Consider the following 19,953-nt stretch of genomic DNA (forward strand, 5'->3'; position numbering starts at 1 on the left):
GTGCGGTTCGACCGTGTCGCCAGGTCAGCCGAAGTTCTCGATGACGGCCTCGGCGACCGCCTTCATGGTCGTGCGGCGGTCCATCGCCGTGCGCTGCACCCAGCGGAACGCCTCCGGCTCGGACAGGTTCTGCTTGCTCATGAGCAGTCCCTTGGCGCGCTCCACGACCTTGCGGGTCTCCAAGCGCTCGGTCAGCCCGGCGACCTCGGTCTCCAACGCCTGCAGCTCGGAGAACCGGCTCATCGCCAACTCGATCGCGGGCACCAGGTCGCGCTTCGCGAACGGCTTCACCAAGTACGCCATCGCCCCCGCGTCACGAGCCCGCTCGACCAGTTCGCGCTGGCTGAACGCGGTCAGGATCACCACCGCGGAGATCCGGTTGCCCGCGATCACCGACGCCGCCTCGATGCCGTCGACCTTGGGCATCTTGACGTCGAGGATCACCAGATCCGGACGCAGCTCGGTCGCGAGCTTGATCGCCTCGTCACCATCGGCGGCCTCACCGGCGACCTCGTAACCCTCCTCGCGGAGCATCTCGACGAGATCGAGGCGGATCAGCGCCTCGTCCTCCGCGACGAGCACGCGGCGCGGCGCGGGGTGGGCCTCGGCCGGTTGGGTCACCGGGGTCCTCCTGACGGTCTTGCCCGACCGGACGCGGTCGCGGCTGGTCGACGGCAGTCTACCGACGCCGATGGGTGCCACCATCGCAAAACGTCGTGATCGCGGACACGAGGTGATGTCACATGTGGGTGAACGGGTGTGACGGGGGTGTGGGATCGGGGTGGGGTGGGGTCCTTTGTGGACCGGTCGGTGCGGGGTCGAGGGGCAGGAATTGTCGGACCCCGTGGGTACCTTGTGCATTGGGGGGTCTTGCTGGATGGGGGACCTCTGGTTGGCGTGGTCTGGGGTTGAGAGGTGGAGTTCAGCGCCTGCCCTCCCACCCCTGGGGAAGCCCGGCCCCCGGCGCGCGATTGTCTCAATGCCCGATCTTCGTTGTCAAGACGATAAAGCCATCTTGACAACGAAGATCGGGCAGGAGGGCGCTGTGGATCGGGGGCAGAGGGGAAGTCTGGCTTCGCCAGCATCGGACTACGTCCGACAAAGCATCCTCGGCTGCGCCGTTGGACAGGGCATCGGGCTTCGCTCGACAAGGCATCGGCTGGCGCCGACGAGGCCCCAGGCGCTTCGCGCCGGATGCGCGCTGGCGGGCTGCGCCCAACGGGGCAGGGGTGGCCGGGGGGTGGGTTTGCGTCCCTCGTCTGCGTGGGTGGCGGTTACATGATGGCTGACCAGCCGGTGACGCCTGCGGGCCATTTGAAGTTGGCGAGTGCTTCCTCGTTGGAGGCGTCGGGGGCGTCGATTTCGCGGAGGTAGAGGAGGTCGGGGCCGGTGGAGAGGCCCAGGCCGCCTGCGGTGCTGGGGGATTCGGTGGCGTTGGGGAGGCCGAAGATCGGGTGGAGGAGTTTGTCGGTGGTGTGGACGAGGCCTGGGCCTTGGGGCCATTCGAGCCACCACTGGTGGCCCTGTGACCAGGAGCGGAGCCAAGGGGCCCTGGTGAAGAGGTTGGTGCGGCGAAGCAGGGCGCTGCCCACGGCGGCGGGGCCGGGGGTGTGGCCGTGGTCGGTCAGGTGGTCGTGTTCGGCGGTGGTGAGGGGGCCGGTGGCGAAGGTGGAGGGCAGGGTGCGGTCGGCCAGGAGTTGGTGGACGTAGGCCATGCCGACGTCCCAGGAGGTGGTGTCGACGCCGGTGAGGATGGCGCGGGCGTCGGAGTCCAGGACCGTCAATTCGACGGCGCGCGGGTGGTGGACGACGCGGAGGCCGGCCATGCCCGCGACCCAGTCGTCCTCCAGGCGGGGCAGGAGCTCGTAGAGGACGGGGCCGAGGGCGTGGTCCGCGAGGTGGAGGCGAGGGGTGGCGAACGGTTCCACGGCGCGGAAGGCGTGGGCGGGGCGGAGCATGCTGGCGGGTGGGCGTAGTTGCAGGTGGGAGGCGGCGTCGGAGGCGACGCGCAGCAGGGCGGCCTCGAGCTCCTGCTGGGCGGTGGACGGCGCGGGCGGGAGCAGCGCCTCGCGCAGTGGGGCTGCCAGTTCGGCGCGGCCGCGCAGGGTCTCGACGATGCGGTCGCGGTCGTCGGCGGTGCAGTCGGCGAGGACGGCCTTGACGGCCGGTACCGCCTGGGTCAGGTTCTCGCCGGTGTAGTCGCGGCGGAGGTCGACCAGCTGGTCGGTGAGGGATGTGCGTGACACGTCGGGCTCCCGCTCGCACCGCCCGGCTCGGCGAAGTAGGACGCGCGCACGTGCGTCGGTGGTGGTCTTGGTTGTCCTCGAGAGCAGGGGTACCTCAACCCCGCGGCGGACCTGCCACCCGGTTGCCGGGGAGTGGCTCCAGCCTCACGTCTGCTCACGCACGCCAGGACCACCATACCAACGCGGGCGAGCGAATTCGGCGGACGACCGAACCGGATCGGTCCGCCGTCCGTGAAGAACCACATGACCGACCTGTTGACGAAGGTGCGCAGGATCGCGGTGCTCCACCACGGGGCCGAGTCGACGGCGCGTGCGGTGGACGCCTGGTCCGCCGAGGACGACGTGAGCGCGGACATCGCGTCGACCGAGGCGTTGGAGTCGGCGTGCGAGGCGGTGCTGGCCGCGGCCGGCGCGGAGCGGTCGCAGGCGCGGCCGCTGGTGCGGCGGTTGAGCCGCGAGCGGGTGACGGCACCGTGGTGCGACCTGGTGTCGCGGCTGCTCACGAAGGCGGGGCCGCCCTCGCGCGAGGTGGCCGAGGAACGCCTGCGGGTGGCGGGGCTGCTGCTGTCGTGGTGCACGCTCGAAGGCTGGGACGGGCCGTTGCTGGAGCTGCCCGGTCCGCCGGAGCGCTCCGGTGGCGCGGGGCCGCGGCGCAGCCCGTACTTCACGCCGGTGCGGTTGCGGGCGGGGTGGGCGCTGATCGGGCCCGGCCGGGACGTGGAGCTGCCGGAGCGGGCGCTGCGGCTGTGGCGCGAGCTGGACGGGCGGCCGCTGTCCGACGTGCTGTCGGTGCTGCGCGCGCACGACCCGCTGGAACGGCTGGAGGACACCGCGGCCACGGTGACGTGGCTGGTGGGACGGGGAGCGGTCCAGGTGCCAGCCCCTGCGCGCGCGGTCCTGACCCCCACATCCGCTTACCGCGCGTTGCCCTGCTGACCAGCGCTGCTTACCGTCGGGGCCATGACCTCCGGAGCCGAACGGCTGCTCGAAGTGCTCGCCGCGCACGACGTGGAGGTCGTCTTCGGCCTGCCCGGAGTGCACAACCTGGCGATCTGGGAGGCGCTGCGCGGCAGCGGCATCCGGATGATCGGCGTGCGGCACGAGCAGACCGCGGTCTACGCGGCCGACGGGTACGCCCGCACGACCGGACGACTCGGCGTGGCGATCGTGACCACCGGTCCAGGCGCGGCGAACACGTTGGGCGCGGTCGGCGAGGCGTGGGCGTCCGGGTCGCCGGTGCTGGTGGTCGCCACCGACATCCCGTCGACGCTGCGGCGGCCGGACGTGCACCGGGGCGTGCTGCACGAGACCCGCGACCAGCGCGCGATGTTCCTGCCGGTGGTGAAGGACGGGTGGACGGTCGGGTCCGCCGACGAGCTCGCCGCGCGGGCGCACCACGCGGTCGGCACCGCGCTGGCCGCCCCGCAGGGCCCGGTCTACCTGGGCGTGCCCACGGACTTCCTGACCGCCGACGCCGCGGACGCCGACCACCGGCCCGCCGAGGAGGCGGAGGTGCCCGACCTCACCGGGGCGTTGGCGCTCATCGCCGCCGCGCAACGGCCGCTGGTGTGGGCGGGCGGCGGGGCGCAGCGGTCCGGGGCGGGCGGGGCCGTCGGCGAGCTGGCCCGGCGGATCTCGGCCCCGGTGGTCACCACGTACGCCGCGCGCGGCCTGCTGCCGCTGGACCACCCGTGCGCCGTGCACGGCCCGGCGCACGTGCCGGAGGTGGGCGCGCTGTGGGACGACGCCGACCTGGTGATCGCGGTCGGCACGGACTTCGACGGGATGTCGACCCAGAACTGGGCCATGCCCGCGCCGCGGAAGCTGTTGTGCGTCACCGTGGACGCCGCCGACGCGACCAAGAACTACCCGGCCGACGTCGTGCTGCTCGGCGACGCCCGCCAGGTCGTCGGGGAGCTGGCCGAACGGGTGCCGGAACGCGAGTTCACCAACCCCGTCGGCACGGTCAACGCGGAGGTGCGCCGGACCGTGCTGGCGGAGGACCCGCAGGCCGCGTACCTGCTGTCGGCGCTGGAGGGCGTGTCCGCGACGCTGGTCGCCGACATGTGCGTGGCCGGGTACTGGGTCGGCGGCTTCCACCGCGTGGACCGGCCGCGCGGCCTGTCCTACCCGGTGGGCTGGGGCACGCTCGGCTTCGGCTTCCCGGCCGCGCTCGGGGCGGCCGTCGCGGGCCGGACGGTCGCGGTCTGCGGCGACGGCGGGTTCCTGTTCGCCTGCGGCGACCTGGCCACGGCCGCGCAGGAACGGCTGCCGGTCACCGTCGTGGTCGTCGACGACGGCGGCTACGGGATGCTGCGCTACGACCAGGAGGTCGCGGGCCACCCGACGACCGGGGTCGACCTGCGCACGCCCGACTTCGTCGCGCTGGCCACGAGCTTCGGCGTGCCCGCGATGGCCGTGGACGGGTTCGGGCCGGTGTTCGGCGCGCGGCTGACCGAGTTCGTGGCCGCGGAGGGCCCGAACGTGCTCGTGGTGAACGCCCGGCTCAAGCCGCCACCCACGACCTCGCCCCGCTGGTACCGGCGATAAGGTGTCGAACATGAGTTCGAACACGCCGGAAAGGCGCTGGCCGGAGACCTGCGCCACGGACGAGTCCCGGCTGCTCTGGGAGTTCCTGACCTTTCTGCGGATCACCGCGGTGACCAAGGTCGAGGGGCTCGACCGCGAACAGGCGGCCGCGACGCCCATCCCCACCTCGCCGGTGGTCAGCGCGATGGGCGTGCTCAAGCACCTGACCGCCGTGGAGCGGTACTGGCTCACCATCGTCGGCGGCGGGTCGGACCTGCCGAAGCTGTGGGACTCGCACCCCGAGTCGTCCTGGACGTTCGGCGACGACGAGACGCCCGAGTCCGTCATCGCCGACTACCGGGCCGAGTGGGAGCTGGCGGGCAAGGCCCTTGAGGGCCGCGCGCCCGACGAGCCCGCAGCCGCCGACGACACCCGTACCGTCCGCTGGCTGCTGGTCCACCTCACCCAGGAGACCGCCCGCCACGTCGGCCACCTCGACTTCCTCCGCGAACTGGCCGACGGCGCCAAGGGCGAGTAGCTCACGCGCGGGTCAGGTGCTCGCCCTCGACGAGCGCGCAGGCCGCGACCACGGCGTCCAGCGCGTCGCGCAGCAGCGGGTTGGTGTTCGCGGTCCGGTGCACGGCCGACACGTGCCGCCGCAGCACCGTCCCGCGCAGCGGCCGCGCCTGCGTGCCGTCCTGCGGCTCGTACCCGAGCGCGGGCACCAGCGCCACGCCCACGCCCGCCCGGACGAGGGCGTGCACGACGCCGTAGTCGTTGCTGCGGAACGTGATCCGCGGCGTGAACCCGTTCGCGGCGCACAGCCGGGTCAGGCACGTCGACCCGGCGGTGCCGTCGCGGCTGGCGATCCAGCGGGCGTCGCGCAGGTCGTCCGGCCGCACGGTCTGGTGCCGTGCCGCCGGGTGGCCGTCGGGCAGCAGCACCAGCAGCGCCTCGTCCAGCAGCGGCAGCACGGTCAGCTCGTCCGGCCACGTCCGCGGCACCAGGTCGTAGGCGTAGACGAGCGCCACGTCCAGGTCGCCCGCCAGCACCAGCGGCAGCACGTCGTCCGGCTCGGCCTCGTCCAGCCGGATCTCGGCGTCCGGTCGGTCGTGGGTCAGCCTGGCCACCGCGTGCGGCACGACGCGGGCGCTCGCGGTGGGGAACGTGCCCAGCCGGATCCGGCCGCGCCGACCGGTGACCAGCGCCTGGACCTCCTGCTCGAACCCGTCGAACGCGGCCAGCAGCTCGCCGCCGCGCTCGGCGATGAACAGCGCCGCGGCGGCGGGCCGGATGCTGTGCGCCCCGCGTTCGAACAGCTCGACGCCCACGGCGCGCTCGAACGCCGAGACCTGCTGCGACACGGCCGAGGCCGTGTAGCCGAGGTTCCGCGCGGCGGCGGCGAACGACCCCGCGGCGACCACCTCGACCACGGTCCGCAGGTGCACCGGGTTGAGCACCAGCCCACCTTATGCTCGACCGTGCGAGGTTTCGCCCTGCGAGGGCTTGGCAACCGCCTGTCCCGGCAGCACGCTGGGGGTCATGCCAAGCGGATACGCCTACGCCTCCACGAGTCCGATCGACGTGAACGACCTGGTCCTCGAGGTGGAGCTGCAGCGGGCGGAGGCGTTCGTCGACACCGCCCGCGCCGCCCACCGGGCGCAGCGGGCCTGGGCGGCCGTGCCGTCGCCGGTGCGCGGGCAGGTCATCGGCAACATCGGCAAGCTCGTCGAGGCCAACGCCGAGGCGCTGGCGCGGCTGGTGACCCGCGAGATCGGCAAGCCGATCGCGGAGGCGCGCGGCGAGGTGCAGGAGATCGTGGACACCTGCGCGTTCTTCCTCGGCGAGGGCCGCAGGCTCTACGGGCAGACCGTGCCGTCGGAGATGCCGGACAAGCAGCTGTTCACGTTCCGCACGCCGGTCGGCGTCGCCGCGATCATCACCGCGGGCAACTTCCCGGTGGCCGTCCCGTCCTGGTACATCGTCCCGGCGCTGCTGTGCGGCAACGCGGTGGTGTGGAAGCCCGCCGAGTACTCCGCCGCGAGCGCCAAGGCGTTCTACGACATCTTCACCAGCGCCGGGCTGCCCGAGGGCGTGCTGAACATCGTCTTCGCCGACGGCGAGGAGACGTTCAAGGGCCTGGACCTGGCGCTGGAGGCGGGTGTCGTCCACAAGGTCGGGTTCACCGGGTCGACCGCGGTCGGCAGGCGGATCGGCGAGCTGTGCGGGCGGCACCTGCAGACCCCGTGCCTGGAGCTGGGCGGCAAGAACCCCATGGTGGTGACCGAGGACGCGGACCTCGACCTGGCCGTGCGGGGCGCGCTGTTCGCCGGGTTCGGGTCGGCCGGGCAGCGCTGCACCTCGCTCGGCACGGCGATCGTGCACGAGTCGGTGCACGCGGAGTTCCTGCGGCGCTTCGTCGCGGCGACCGAGGAGGCGGTGGTCGGCGACCCGACCGGTGACGTCCTCTTCGGACCGCTGCTCGACCGGAAGTTCGCCGACCACTTCGAGCGGATCCTCGACACGGTGCGGGAGCACCACGTCGTGCACGGGTCCACCGGCATCGGCCGGATCACGAAGGACAACCCCCGCAAGGGTTTCCAGGGCGACCCCGACCGCGGCCTCTACTACCACCCGACGATCGTCGACGGCGTGCGGCCGGAGGACGGGCTGTTCCTGGAGGAGTCGTTCGGGCCGGTCGTGGGCGTCACCACCTACCGCGACCTGGACGAGGCGGTCGACCTCGGCAACCTGCCCGGCTACGGGCTGTCCTGCGCGATCTACACGACCGACCCGAACAAGGTGTTCCGGTTCCGCACGGGCATCGGCGCGGGCATGGTCAGCGTCAACAACTCCACCTCCGGCGCCGAGGCGCACCTGCCGTTCGGCGGGAACGGCAAGTCCGGCAACGGGAGCCGCCAGTCCGGGATCTGGGTGCTCGACCAGTTCACCCGCTGGCAGTCGATGAACTGGGACTACTCGGGGTCGTTGCAGAAGGCGCAGATGGACACCGCCGTGATCGAGGCCGACCTTGACTTCCGACTCGGCTGAGGTCGTCGTCATCGGCGGCGGGGTGGTGGGCGTGAGCACCGCCTTCCACCTCGCCGAGGCCGGTGTGCGCGACGTCGTGCTGGTGGAGCGGGACGGGCTGGGGTCCGGGTCCACGTGCAAGGCCGCGGGCGGGGTGCGGGCGCAGTTCTCCGACGAGGTCAACATCCGGCTGGGCGCGCGCAGCCTGGAAGCGTTCGGGCGGTTCGGGGACCGGCCGGGGCAGGAGATCGACCTGCACCGCGTCGGCTACCTGTTCCTGCTGTCCACGCCGGAGGACGTGGCCGCGGCCGAGCGGAACGTGCGGTTGCAGAACGAGCTCGGCGTGCCCAGCCGGATGGTCGACGTGGCCGAGGCGAAGGCCCTGTCCCCGTTGGTGTCCACCGACGGGCTGCTCGCCGCGACCTACTCCCCCGACGACGGCCACTGCACACCGGAGTCCGTGGTGCTGGGCTACGCCACCGCGGCCCGGCGGCTCGGCGCCGACCTGCGCACCCGCACCGAGGTGCTGGACATCGAGTCGTCCGGCGGGGAGATCACCGCCGTCGTGACGGACCGCGGGGTGATCCGCACGTCCGCGGTGGTGTGCGCGGCGGGCGCGTGGTCGCGGCGGGTCGGCGGGTTCGTCGGCGTCGACCTCGACGTCACGCCGCTGCGCAGGCAGATCGTGGTCACCGAGCCGATGCCGGACCTGGCCCCGGTCGTGCCGTTCACCATCGACTTCTCGTCCTCGTTCTACTTCCACCGCGAGGGCCGCGGCCTGCTGATGGGCATGTCGGACCCGGCGCAGGAGCCCGGTTTCCACCTCGACCGGTCCGACGCGTGGCTGCCGGGGCTGGCCGCGGCGATCGGCGCCCGCGCCCCGTCCCTGCTCGACGTCGGCATCAGCACCGGCTGGGCCGGGCTGTACGAGGAGACCCCCGACCGCAACGCGCTGATCGGCGAGGTGCCCGACGGGGTCGCGGCTGGCCGGTTCCTCTACGCCACCGGGTTCTCCGGCCACGGGTTCCTCCAGGGGCCGGCGGTCGGCGAGGTCGTGCGGGACCTCTACCTCGGTCGCGAACCCGTGGTCGACGTGTCCACTTTGGATGCCGCTAGATTCGCCTCGAACGGCCACCGCCCCGAGCTCAACACCGTCTGAGGTGCCTGATGACCGACCTGCTTCAGCTCATCGACGAGTGGGGACCCGAGAAGGTCGTCACCGTGTCGGACCGGCGCTCGGGCATGAGGGGCGTGCTGGTCATCGACAACACCGCCCGCGGCATGGGCAAGGGCGGCACCCGGATGGGGCCGGACGTGAGCACCGGGGAGATCGCCCGGCTGGCGCGGGTGATGACGTGGAAGTGGGCGGCGGTCGACCTGTTCTTCGGCGGTGCCAAGGCGGGCATCGTGTTCGACCCCGCCTCCCCGGACAAGGAGCGGGCGCTGCGGGCGTTCGCGCGGGCGCTGTCCAACGAGGTGCCGCGCGAGTACGTGCTGGGGCTGGACATGGGGCTCACCGAGCGCGACGCGGCGATCGTGCAGGACGAGCTGGGTGACCGCGGCGCGATGATGGGCGCGCCCGCGTCGCTGGGCGGTCTGCCCTACGACGAGCTGGGCGTGACCGGGTACGGCGTCGCCGAGGTGGCCGACGAGCTGTCGGAGTCGTTGCGGGGCAAGCGGGTCGCGATCCAGGGGTTCGGCGCGGTCGGCGCCGCGGCCGCCCGCCGGTTCGCGGAGCTGGGCGCGCTCGTGGTGGCGGTGTCGTCGGTGAACGGCGCCCTGCACGACCCGGACGGGCTGGACGTGGCGCGGCTGCTGGCGTTGCGCGCCGAGGTCGGCGAGGCCGCGGTGACCGAGTACGGCCGGGTGCGGCCGCTGGGGTCGGAGCTGCTGGTGGCGTGCGACGTCCTGGTGCCCGCGGCGACCCAGGACGTGATCGACAAGGACTGGGCGGGCCGGGTCGACACGGCCATGGTCGTCGAGGGCGCGAACCTGCCGACGACCCCCGCCGCGCAGGAGGTGCTGGCCTCGCGCGGGATCACGGTCGTGCCGGACTTCATCGCCAACGCGGGCGGCGTGGTCGCGGCGGCGTTCGGCATGGACGCGCGCTACTCGCCGTTCCCGGTCGAGGTGGCGAAGGTGATGGCCGCGGTGTCGACGAAGCTGCGGGCCAACGCGGCGCTCGTCGTGCGCGGGGCGCGGGAGCGCGGGGTGACCTCGCACGAGGTCGCCCGGTCGTTGGCGCAGGAACGGGTGCTCGCCGCGATGCGGGCCAAGGGCCAGGTCACGTGAGCGCGCTGGACGGCGTGGTGATCGCGGACTTCGGCCGGGTGCTGGCCGCGCCGTACGCGACGATGATGCTGGCCGACCTCGGCGCCGAGGTGGTCAAGATCGAGCACCCGCGCGGCGACGAGACCCGCTCGTGGGGGCCGCCGCACGCGCGCGGCGAGGCCACGTACTTCCTGTCGGTGAACCGGAACAAGACGTCCACCACGCTGGACATGGCCACGGCCGAGGGGCTGCGCGCGGCACGCGGGATCGTGCTGGGCGCCGACGTGCTGGTCGAGAACTTCCGGCCGGGCACGATGTCCCGCTTCGGCCTCGGCTACGACGACCTGCGCACCGTCCACTCCGGACTCGTCTACTGCTCGGTCACGGGCTTCGGCGCGGGTCGGGGCCGCGACCTGCCCGGTTACGACCTGCTCGTGCAGGCCGTCGGCGGCCTGATGAGCGTGACCGGCGCCCGTCCCGGCGAACCCGTGAAGGCCGGGGTGGCGCTGGTGGACGTGCTGACCGGGCTGCACGCCGCGGTCGGCGTCCTGGCCGCGCTGCGGCACCGCGACGCGACCGGCGAGGGCCAGCACGTCGAGGTGGACCTGCTGTCGGTGCTGCTGTCCAGCATGGTCAACCAGAGCGCGGGCTACGCGCTCGCGGGTGTCGTGCCCGGCATCATGGGCAACCGGCACCCGTCGATCGCGCCGTACCAGCTGGTGGAGACCGCGGACCGGCCGATGGTGCTCGCGGTGGGCAACGACCGGCAGTTCGGCAGGCTCTGCACCGCGCTCGACGTCCCGGCGCTCGCGGCCGACCCGCGGTTCGCGACCAACGGGCAGCGGGTCGCGCACGTGGACGAGCTGCTGGCGCTGCTGGGTCCCAGGCTGCGCACCGGTTCCGCGCGGCACTGGTTCGAGGTGCTCACCCCGCTGGGCGTGCCGTGCGGGCCGGTGAACGACCTGGCCGGGGCGTTCGAGCTGGCCGGGGACCTCGGCCTGGAGCCCACCACGACCGTCGACGGCCTGGACCTGGTGTCGAACCCGATCCGGCTGTCCCGCACCCCGGTGACCTACCGGTTGCCGCCCCCGAGGCTCGACCAGGAGTGAGAAGTGCGCGATCCGTTGGAGCTGCTGGACATCCGGTCTTTGCTGGGAGAGGAGGACCGGGACATCCAGGCCACCGTCGCCGGGTTCCTGGCCGAGCACGCCCGGCCGCACGTCGCGGACTGGTTCGAGGCGGGCGTGCTGCCCCGCGAGTTCGCCCGCGAGCTGGGGAAGCTCGGTGTGCTCGGCATGCACCTGGAGGGCTACGGCTGCGCCGGGACGAGCGCGACCGCGTACGGCCTGGCCTGCCTGGAGCTGGAGGCGGTGGACAGCGGGATCCGCAGCTTCGTGTCGGTGCAGGGCTCGCTGTCGATGTTCTCGATCCACCGCTACGGCTCGGAGGAGCAGAAGCTGGAGTGGCTGCCGCGGCTGGCGGCGGGCGAGGCCATCGGCTGCTTCGGGCTCACCGAACCGGACTTCGGCAGCAACCCGTCGGGGATGCGGACGCGGGCCGTGCGCGACGGCGGTGACTGGGTCCTGGACGGCACCAAGACGTGGATCACCAACGGCGGCTGGGCGGACGTCGCGACGGTGTGGGCGAACACCGACGAGGGCGTGCGCGGCTTCCTCGTCCCCCGCGGCACACCGGGGTTCTCGACCCGCGACATCACCCGGAAGCTGTCCATGCGCGCCTCGGTCACCTCGGAGCTGGTGCTGGAGGGCGTGCGACTGCCGGACAGCGCGCGGCTGCCCGGCGCGACCAGCCTCGGCGCGCCCCTGTCCTGCCTCAACGAGGCCAGGTTCGGCATCGTGTTCGGCGCCGTCGGCGCGGCCCGCGACTGCGTCGAGGTGGCGCTGGACTACGCGGGCACCCGCGTCCAGTTCGACCGCCCGATCGCCGGGTTCCAGCTGACCCAGCGCAAGCTGGCGTCGATGGCGCTGGCCGTGGGCAACGCGATGCTGCTCGCCCTGCACCTGGCCGGGCTGAAGGAGGCGGGGCGGATCAGGCCGGAGCAGATCAGCGCGGGCAAGCTCAACAACGTCGAGGCGGCCGTCGCCGTCGCCCGCGAGAGCCGCACGATCCTCGGCGCGAACGGGATCTCGCTGGAGTACTCGCCGCTGCGGCACGCCAACAACCTGGAGTCCGTGCTCACCTACGAGGGCACCTCGGAGATCCACGCCCTCGCCATCGGCCAGGCGCTGACCGGACTGTCCGCCTATCGGGGGTAGCGAGTCAGCCCTTCGGGGTAGCCCCCTGCTGGTTGGATGCGATCATGGCCAACCGCACGCCGGGCGCCCTCGTCGGCGCCGTGCTCCTCCTGACCGCACTCGCCGCACCCGCCGCCGCCACGACCGGGGTCGACTTCACCGGCACGGTGGCGCTGGACAACTGCTCGGGCGCGGTCGTGCGTACAGCGACAGCGGAGCCGACGGATCCGGCGCTGGTCATGTCCAACGGCCACTGCGTCAAGGTCATGGCACCCGGCGAGGTGGTCGCCGACCAGCCGAGCGACCGGACGTTCACCCTGGTCGCCCCGGACGGCAGGAGCACGCTGGGCACCCTGCGCGCCACCACCCTGCTCTACGCCACGATGACCGACACCGACCTGTCGTTCTACCGGCTCGACCGGACCTACGCGGAGGTGGAGGCCATGGGCGGCAGGGCTTTGGTGCTCTCGCCGAGGCACCCGGCGGCGCACGCGGACATCCGGGTCGTCTCCGGGTACTGGAAGCGGCTGTACTCCTGCGAGATCGACGGGTTCGCCTTCCACCTGCGCGAGGGCAAGTGGACCTGGCTCGACTCCATCCGCTACACCGCCGAGTGCGACACCGTCGGCGGCACCTCCGGCTCGCCGGTCGTGGACGCGGCCAGCGGGAAGGTGGTGGGGGTCAACAACACCATGAACGAGAGCGGCAAGCGCTGCACCCGCGACAACCCGTGCGAGGTCGACGACGAGGGCACGGTCACCGTGCGCCGCGGCGTCGGCTACGGCCAGCAGACCTACACCGCCGTGCCGTGCCTCGGCGCGGGCAGCGTGCTCGCCCTGTCCGCGCCGGGCTGCACGCTGCCGCGTCCGGCGCAGCTTCAGTAGCGGTAGGTGTTGAGGGCGTCGACCGCGCCCTTCGGGTTGCCCAGGTGGTAGAGGTCGACGGCGAGGAACGTCGGCTTCTTGCGGGCCGCCGGTTCGCAGAACCGCTGCGCGCGGTCGAGCAGCTTGGTGTTGTCCGTGGTGACCGTGCCGCTCATGGGGACGTCCCGGAAGTGGTTCATCACGAACAGCGGCCGGAACGCGCCCTCGGTGCGGGTCAACGGGATGTCCGACCAGCGGCTGTAGCAGGACCAGTCCGACGAGCCGGTGCCCGCGCCCATCGACCAGTAGTTCTCCACCGTCCAGTCGCGCTGGTACTGCACACCGGAGCTCTCCCGGCCGTCGGCGGCGTGGTCGGTGAAGATCAGCAGCCGCTGGTTGCGGGCCCGCAGGTCGGCCACCTTCGGCCAGCCGTTCTGCCGGACGCCGTTCTGGTCGGGGCGGAACAGCACGGTCGACAGGCCGTTGACCCGCGCCAGCTCCCGGCGCAGCACGTCGGCGGACACGTAGTCCTCCAGGAACACCGTGGCGATCTCGTTCCGGTTGGCGTCGAGGAAGTCCACGATCCGCTGGAGGTCCACCCACAGCGCGACCGGCTTGCTGACCAGCGTGCAACTGTTGTGGCACAGGATCGCGCCGTCACCGGTCTCGTGGACGTCCAGCATGAAGCCGCGCACGCCGTCGGTGAGCTGCTGGGCGATGCCGCGGTTCTGGTTGGGGAACAGGTTCACGAACGGCGGCGCGAACCCGCCGTCCACGCCGTTGGCGTAGGCGTTGTGCGCGGTCAGGAACGTGACCTGGTCGAGCGTCCGCTCGCCGTCGGGCAGCGCGGGCTGCCGGTTCGGGATGAGCGGCGTGAGGTACCACTGGTCACCGCCCGCGCCGACCGCCAACGGCGTGGCGGGCTTGAGGTAGCGGTCCGCGCCGGGCACCTTGAGCCGCAGGCGGTCGCCCTCGGACGTGAGCTCCCACAGGGTGTCCGCGCTGTCGCAGGCCTGCATGGCGGCCTTGTCGCCGGAGCGCCCGAGGCAGCGGCCGGACTCCTCCAGCCTGCCGTCCGCGCGCAGGGTCCACTGCTGGTGGTCCTCGTTGCCCTTCGGGCGGTGCTGGTCGACGGTGTCGCCGGTGACCGCGGCGTTCAGGCCCGTGGCGACGCTCTGGAGGTAGTACTGCCCCGCCGCGGGGACCTCGGCGGTCGCGACCGCCGGTGCGACCAGTCCGACGAGCAGGGCGGCGACGACGGCTGTGGTGATGACGCGCATCAAGAGTCCTCTCGGATGCTCCCGCGGCGGGCGGTTGGCCACAGGATCACCCACCGAGGTGTATATCCGAAAGACTTTCATCAAATCCTCATGCACGGGCCCACGTACGATCGGTGGATGACGAACGAACCGTGGGGCGACCCGGCGACCATCCGCGACGTGCTCGCCAAGTGCGACACGTGGGCGGTCGTCGGCCTCGGTGATAACCCGTCGCGCGCGGCCTACGGGGTGGCCAGGTTCCTGCAGCAGCGCGGGAAGCGCGTCGTGCCCGTGCACCCGAGCGCGGCCACCGTGCACGGCGAGCAGGGGTACGCCTCGCTCGCGGACATCCCGTTCCCGGTCGACTGCGTCGACGTGTTCCGCCGCTCGTCCAGCGCGGGCGCGTTCGTCGACGAGGCCGTGGCGATCGGGGCGAAGGCCGTGTGGTTCCAGCTCGGCGTCGTGGACGAGATGGCGTTCGAACGGGCCCGCGAGGCCGGGCTGTCCATGGTGATGGACCACTGCCCCGCGATCGAGTGGGCCGCGCACGGCCCCCGCTAGCGCTTGTGCGCGGTGACCTCGATCTCGATCAGCATCCGCGGGTCGGCCAGCCCGACCGACATCATCGTGGCCGCGGGCCGGACCTCGCCGAACGTCCGGCGCAGCACCGGCCAGCACGGCTCGAAGTCGGCCGGGTCCGGGACCAGGTAGCGGACCCGCACGACGTCCGCGAACGTGCAGCCCGCCTCGGCGAGCGCCGCGCCGATGTTCGCCAGGCACTGCTCGGCCTGCGCCACCACGTCGTCGGAGATCGTCATCGTGGCGTAGTCGAACCCGGTCGTGCCGGACACGTGCACCCAGTCGCCGTCCACCACGGCGCGCGCGTACCCGATCGACTCCTCGAACGTGGACCCGGACAGGATGGCGCGGCGTTCCCCCATGGGGCCGAGCCTACTTGCGGGTGATGTGCCAGAGCACCACGTTGTGCACGTGGGACGCCTTCTCCGACCCGCGGAAGTCGATCTCGTGCACGTGGGTGCCCGCCGTGACCGCGATGGACGAGGTGCTGAAGAACCCGCCCGCCCAGCTCTTGTTGGACACCATGGCGACGCTGCTGATCTTCGAGTACGGCACCGACACCAGCGCCGTCTTCTTCCCCACGAACGACTTGTCCTGGAGGATCACCCGCAGGTCCGTGATGCCGATGAACCCCGTGCCCACCCCGACCGCGTCGTACACCGCGATCACGCGCTCACCGTCGAGCAGCCCGCTCACGATCTGCTCGTACTGCTCGCGCCGGTCGAAGACCGGACCGCTGTTCGCCATCGAACCCCCTCGCTCGGTGTGCCTCCACGGTAGCCGGATCCACGCCCCCGCGTCGGCGCCCGCGGCCTCGTTGACACCGCCGACGGGGCTGCCGTAAGCATTGGCGCATGCCGTCAGCGGAACTCAACGGGATCACGGTCAACTACCAGGTCACCGGAGAAGGTGATCTCGTGGTGCTGGTCATGGGCACCGGCAGCCCCGGCAGCGTCTGGACCGCCCACCAGGTCCCCGCCTTCGTCGCCGCCGGTTACCGCGTCGCCACCTTCGACAACCGCGGCATCCCCCCGACCGACGAGTGCGCCGACGGCTTCACCGTGGACGACATGGTCGGCGACACCGCCGCCCTCATCGAACACCTCGGCGGCGGCCCCGCCCGCGTGGCAGGCACCTCCTTGGGCGCCCGCATCACCCAGGAACTCGCCCTCGCCCGCCCCGACCTCGTCTCCCACGCCGCCCTCCTCGCCACCTACGGCCGCCCCGACCCCCTCCGCACCGCGTTGTCGTTGGGCGAACGCGAACTCCACGACTCCGGCGTCAAGCTCCCGTCCAAGTACCACGCCGCCATCACCGCCCTGCGCTACCTCTCCCCCACCACCCTCGCCGACCCCAGAACCGCCCGCGACTGGCTGGACCTCTTCGAGTACGGCGGCTCCACCGTCGGCGCGGGCGTACGCGCCCAAATGGCCCTCAACGACTTCACCGACCGCCTGACCGACTACCACCGCATCACCACCCCCTGCCTGGCGATCGGCTTCACCGACGACCGCACCCTCCCCCCACACCTAGCCCGAGAAGTCGCAGACGCCATCCCCAACGCCAAGTACGCCGAAGTCCCCAACGCAGGCCACCTCGGCTACATGGAACAACCAGACAAGGTCAACGCCCTCGTCCTAGACTTCTTCAAGAGCTGAGAAACAAGCAGGAACAGGACAGCGAGCACAGACCACCCCGCTGGGCGCAGCCCGCCACCGCGCATCCGGCGCGAAGCGCCTGGGGCCTTGTCCGCAGCGCAGCAAGGATGCCTTTTCCGCCGCGAAGCGCGGATGCTTGGTCCGACGCGGAGCGAGGATGCTTGAGTCGGCGAAGCCGATGCTGGCGAAGCCAGACTTCCCCTCTGCCCCCGATCCACAGCGCCCTCCTGCCCGATCTTCGTTGTCAAGACAGCTTCATCGTCTTGACAACGAAGATCGGGCATTGAGACAATCGCGCGCCGGGGGCCGGGCTTCCCACGAGCGGGAGGGCCAAGGGCCGAACTCGCGGGGCGAGAGGGCCGAGGGCCGGGCTCTGCGCAGCGGGAGGGCCAGGCTGGAGTTCCCTGGGATCAAGGAGACCAAGGGCCGGCCCAGCCCTCGCAAACAACCCCCTACCCACCCACGTGAATCCCAGGCCTCCGCCCCGGCTCCTCATCGCTCTTCCTCAGCACCTCCCGCACCACAGGCGCCGTATCCCCCCGCCCCAGGATCAAATACCGGAACAGATGCCCCAACGGGCTCCCCTCCGACCACTCGAAGTAGCAGTGCGGCCGCACCCCCGTCGTGTCCCTCAACGACAACAGGATCGCCGCGATGGCGTTCGGCGCCGCCGGACTGTGCGCCCGCAGGATCCGGTGCCCTCCGACCTCCACCCCCCGCACCCGCAGCACTTCGCTGAACTCCGACGGGTCGTCCACGTCGATCTCCAGGAACAGCACGTCCGCTTTGCCGGGCACCGGGTTCATCGCCCGCTGTTCGGTCTCCTTCGCGTCGTACTCGGCCTTGTCCCCGGCTTGCCGCCGGTTCGCGATCAGGTTCAGGGCGCCGTCGAACTCGATCGACTCGGTGACGAACCGGCGCGCGGCTTCGTCGAACTCCAGCCGGTCCACCCGCAGCTCGGTCGTCCGCGACACCCTCGACACCAGTGACACCAGCACGATGCCGAGGATGAACACCCCGGAGATCGCGATGCCGTCCGGTTTCTCCCGCACGTTCTCGGCCAGGGCGTACAGCAGCACCAGCGTCAGCACCGTGAAGCCGACCGTGGCCGGTTTCTGCTTGCGCCGCCACGCCGAGATGGTCACCGCGACCGCCCCGGACACCATCATCGCCAGGATCCCGGTCGCGTAGGCGCCCGCCTGGGCGTTCACGTCGGCCCCGAACGCCACCGTGATCAGGACGCTGATGAGCGTGTAGACCAGCACGACCGGCCGCACGGCCCGGCCCCAGTCCGGTGCCATGCCGTAGGACGGCAGGTAGCGCGGCACGATGTTGATCAGGCCCGCCATCGCGGAGGCGCCCGCGAACCACAGGATCAGGATGCTGCTGATGTCGTAGAGCGTGCCGAAGGCGTTGCCCAGCTCGTGGTGCGCCAGGTAGGCCAGGGCGCGGCCGTTGGCCTCGCCGCCCTCCTTGAACGCGTCGGCGGGCACCAGCACCGTCGTGATGAAGCTGGTCGCGAGCAGGTAGACGGACATGATCAGCGCGGCGACGGTGAGCAGCTTGCGGGTGTTGCGGATCCGGTCGGCCAGCTTCGCCTCGGCGTCCTCGCCGTCGGCGGCGACCAGCGGCATCATGCTCACGCCGGTCTCGAACCCGGACAACCCCAGCACCAGCAACGGGAACGCGAGGATCGCGGGTCCGACCACGTCACCGAGGCCGCCGCCCGCGGTGAGCGCGTCCACCCACCTCGACAGCGCGTCGGGCGAGGAGAGCACGTCCACCAGGCCGACCACGGCGACGACCGTGTTCAGCAGCAGGAACAGCCCCACCAACGGGATCGCGACGCTGACGGCCTCGCTGAAGCCCAGCAGGAACACCCCGCCGAGGATCAGCAGCAGCACCACGGTGACCAGCACCTCGTGCCCGTGCAAGACGCCGGGCACGAGCGGGTTCTCCAGCATGTGCACGGTCGCGTCCGCGGACGACAGGGTGATCGTGATGATCCACGACGTGGCCACGAACCCCAGCAGCACCAGCACGAAGATCTTGCCCCGCCAGAACGGCAGCAGGGTCTCCAGCATCGCCACCGACCCCTGGCCGTGCGGGCTCTCCTTCGCCACCCTGCGGTACATCGGCAGCATGCCCAGCAGGGTCAGCGCGACGATCAGCAGCGTCGCCAACGGCGACAGCGCGCCCGCGGCGAGCGCCGCGATGCCGGGCAGGTAGGACAGCGTGGAGAAGTAGTCGACACCGGTCAGGCACATGACCTTCCACCACGCCTGCGGCGTCGCGTGCGACTCCTCGCTCTCCGGTCCCACCGGCTGCACGCGGTTCGCGAGCAGCCAACGCGCCAGCGCGCTCTTCGGCGGCGTCACCCGCACCGGGGAGTCGACGCTCTCCGGAACGACGAGTTCTGGGGTCGTGCTCATGTCACTCCTGCCGGCGGGCCGTCGGGCAAACGAGCCAAGGATGCCCGACCACTCCCCGTGCCGCCGATCAACCCTCCCACCTGCCCGTTTTGTCCGCCGCCACCGGTTCGGCGGTGGGCGAACGGCAGGTCAGGCCCCGCGGGCGGCGGCCACGAACCCGTGCATGAGCCCGTGGTCCTTCACGCCGCGACTCGACTCGATGCCGCTGGACACGTCCACGCCCCACGGCCGGGCCTGGGCGATGGCCTCGGCGACGTTGTGCACGTCCAGACCGCCCGCCAGCAGCCAGTTCCCCTCGATCCTGGTGGAACCGAGCTCCCAGCGGTGGCCGGAGCCCGCCACCGGGGAGTCGAGCAGCAGGAGGTCCTCGCCGTACGCGCCGACGGTGACGTCGGTGTCCTCGGTCAGCGGGGTCGCGCGGATCAGCTTGACCGGGAGGTCGGCCAGCGCGTCGAACGACGACCGCGGGTAGTCGGCGCCGTGCAGCTGCACCGCCTCGACGCCCGCGGCCACCGCCAGCTCACCCGCCTCCCGCGCCGGGAGCCCGGCGAACACCGCGACGGTGAGGATCCCGGCGGGCACGGCGGCGACGAGCCGCTTGGCGGTGTCGAGGTCGACCTGCCGGGCGCTCCGGGTGAGCACGAACCCGACCGCGTCGGCACCGGCGGAGACGGCGGCGGCGACATCGGCTTCGGTGCGCAGGCCGCACAGCTTCACGTACATGCCAGGACCGTACGACACGGTGAGCACGGTCGTCACCGCACGTCTTGGCGCGCAACGGAAGCGCCGACCGCGGCGGACGACGCCCGTGGCCCGGTCGGACCACGCCGG

General features: G+C 72.0%; 19 protein-coding genes. 11 read left to right on the plus strand and 8 right to left on the minus strand.

The window, feature by feature from the left end; genetic code table 11:
• Positions 1–24: 24 nt before the first annotated feature.
• Together CLV43_RS14810 and CLV43_RS14815 are read right to left on the minus strand one after the other, a co-directional pair.
• Positions 25–621: an ANTAR domain-containing response regulator gene (locus CLV43_RS14810; protein WP_106188236.1), complete on the minus strand. Its 597-nt coding sequence runs from the start codon at positions 619–621 to the stop codon at positions 25–27.
• Positions 622–1,274: 653 nt separating this feature from the next.
• Positions 1,275–2,246: a hypothetical protein gene (locus CLV43_RS14815; RefSeq protein WP_106187747.1), complete on the minus strand. Its 972-nt coding sequence runs from the start codon at positions 2,244–2,246 to the stop codon at positions 1,275–1,277.
• 243 nt (positions 2,247–2,489) lie between these two features.
• Here CLV43_RS14815 and CLV43_RS14820 point away from each other — a divergent pair, with 243 nt between their 5' ends.
• The 3 genes from CLV43_RS14820 to CLV43_RS14830 are packed head-to-tail and all read left to right on the plus strand — an operon-like array spanning position 2,490 to position 5,313.
• Positions 2,490–3,182, plus strand: a complete 693-nt coding sequence (locus CLV43_RS14820) for a hypothetical protein (protein ID WP_146174769.1) — start codon at positions 2,490–2,492, stop codon at positions 3,180–3,182.
• Between the two features lie 24 nt (positions 3,183–3,206).
• Positions 3,207–4,796 carry a thiamine pyrophosphate-binding protein gene (locus CLV43_RS14825; RefSeq protein WP_106187749.1) on the plus strand — a complete coding sequence of 530 codons (1,590 nt, stop codon included), beginning with the start codon at positions 3,207–3,209 and terminating at the stop codon, positions 4,794–4,796.
• A gap of 1 nt (position 4,797) precedes the next feature.
• Positions 4,798–5,313: a DinB family protein gene (locus CLV43_RS14830; protein WP_170155847.1), complete on the plus strand. Its 516-nt coding sequence runs from the start codon at positions 4,798–4,800 to the stop codon at positions 5,311–5,313.
• A 1-nt stretch (position 5,314) separates the two neighbouring features.
• On the opposite strand, the gene CLV43_RS14835 is transcribed toward CLV43_RS14830, so the two are convergent.
• Positions 5,315–6,235: a LysR family transcriptional regulator gene (locus tag CLV43_RS14835; RefSeq protein WP_106187750.1), complete on the minus strand. Its 921-nt coding sequence runs from the start codon at positions 6,233–6,235 to the stop codon at positions 5,315–5,317.
• Positions 6,236–6,317: 82 nt separating this feature from the next.
• Between CLV43_RS14835 and CLV43_RS14840 the strand changes: the two genes are divergently transcribed.
• The 6 genes from CLV43_RS14840 to CLV43_RS14865 are packed head-to-tail and all read left to right on the plus strand — an operon-like array spanning position 6,318 to position 13,215.
• Entirely contained in the window at positions 6,318–7,826 is a 1,509-nt protein-coding gene (locus CLV43_RS14840) for an aldehyde dehydrogenase family protein (protein ID WP_106187751.1), read from the plus strand.
• Entirely contained in the window at positions 7,807–8,964 is a 1,158-nt protein-coding gene (locus CLV43_RS14845; RefSeq protein WP_106187752.1) for an NAD(P)/FAD-dependent oxidoreductase, read from the plus strand. The genes CLV43_RS14840 and CLV43_RS14845 overlap by 20 nt, the downstream gene beginning before the upstream one ends.
• An 8-nt stretch (positions 8,965–8,972) precedes the next feature.
• On the plus strand, positions 8,973–10,097 hold the full coding sequence (locus CLV43_RS14850; RefSeq protein ID WP_106187753.1) for a Glu/Leu/Phe/Val family dehydrogenase: 1,125 nt from the start codon (positions 8,973–8,975) through the stop codon (positions 10,095–10,097).
• Positions 10,094–11,185, plus strand: coding sequence for a CaiB/BaiF CoA transferase family protein (locus tag CLV43_RS14855; protein WP_211304370.1), 1,092 nt, complete (start codon positions 10,094–10,096; stop codon positions 11,183–11,185). Before CLV43_RS14850 ends, CLV43_RS14855 begins: the two co-directional genes overlap by 4 nt.
• 3 nt (positions 11,186–11,188) lie before the next feature.
• Positions 11,189–12,352 (plus strand): acyl-CoA dehydrogenase family protein, encoded by a 1,164-nt coding sequence (locus tag CLV43_RS14860; RefSeq protein ID WP_106187754.1) that lies wholly within the window; start codon positions 11,189–11,191, stop codon positions 12,350–12,352.
• A gap of 44 nt (positions 12,353–12,396) precedes the next feature.
• Positions 12,397–13,215, plus strand: coding sequence for a S1 family peptidase (locus CLV43_RS14865; protein WP_106187755.1), 819 nt, complete (start codon positions 12,397–12,399; stop codon positions 13,213–13,215).
• Here CLV43_RS14865 and CLV43_RS14870 read toward each other — a convergent pair.
• On the minus strand, positions 13,209–14,474 hold the full coding sequence (locus CLV43_RS14870; protein WP_106187756.1) for a phosphoinositide-specific phospholipase C-related protein: 1,266 nt from the start codon (positions 14,472–14,474) through the stop codon (positions 13,209–13,211). The two genes, CLV43_RS14865 and CLV43_RS14870, sit on opposite strands and share 7 nt — an antisense overlap.
• Positions 14,475–14,591: 117 nt before the next feature.
• On the opposite strand from CLV43_RS14870, the gene CLV43_RS14875 reads away from it, so the two are divergent.
• On the plus strand, positions 14,592–15,014 hold the full coding sequence (locus CLV43_RS14875; protein ID WP_106188239.1) for a CoA-binding protein: 423 nt from the start codon (positions 14,592–14,594) through the stop codon (positions 15,012–15,014).
• On the opposite strand, the gene CLV43_RS14880 is transcribed toward CLV43_RS14875, so the two are convergent.
• Together CLV43_RS14880 and CLV43_RS14885 are read right to left on the minus strand one after the other, a co-directional pair.
• Positions 15,011–15,394, minus strand: coding sequence for a RidA family protein (locus CLV43_RS14880; RefSeq protein WP_106187757.1), 384 nt, complete (start codon positions 15,392–15,394; stop codon positions 15,011–15,013). The genes CLV43_RS14875 and CLV43_RS14880 overlap by 4 nt on opposite strands.
• A 10-nt stretch (positions 15,395–15,404) precedes the next feature.
• Positions 15,405–15,779: a PH domain-containing protein gene (locus tag CLV43_RS14885; RefSeq protein ID WP_106187758.1), complete on the minus strand. Its 375-nt coding sequence runs from the start codon at positions 15,777–15,779 to the stop codon at positions 15,405–15,407.
• Between the two features lie 107 nt (positions 15,780–15,886).
• On the opposite strand from CLV43_RS14885, the gene CLV43_RS14890 reads away from it, so the two are divergent.
• Positions 15,887–16,690 carry an alpha/beta fold hydrolase gene (locus CLV43_RS14890; protein WP_106187759.1) on the plus strand — a complete coding sequence of 268 codons (804 nt, stop codon included), beginning with the start codon at positions 15,887–15,889 and terminating at the stop codon, positions 16,688–16,690.
• Between the two features lie 452 nt (positions 16,691–17,142).
• On the opposite strand, the gene CLV43_RS14895 is transcribed toward CLV43_RS14890, so the two are convergent.
• Positions 17,143–19,122 (minus strand): APC family permease, encoded by a 1,980-nt coding sequence (locus CLV43_RS14895; RefSeq protein WP_106187760.1) that lies wholly within the window; start codon positions 19,120–19,122, stop codon positions 17,143–17,145.
• 129 nt (positions 19,123–19,251) lie between these two features.
• Positions 19,252–19,845, minus strand: a complete 594-nt coding sequence (locus CLV43_RS14900) for a phosphoribosylanthranilate isomerase (protein WP_106188240.1) — start codon at positions 19,843–19,845, stop codon at positions 19,252–19,254.
• Positions 19,846–19,953: the final 108 nt, after the last annotated feature.

The sequence above is a fragment of the Umezawaea tangerina genome, assembly GCF_003002815.1.
Classification (GTDB): Bacteria; Actinomycetota; Actinomycetes; order Mycobacteriales; family Pseudonocardiaceae; genus Umezawaea; species Umezawaea tangerina.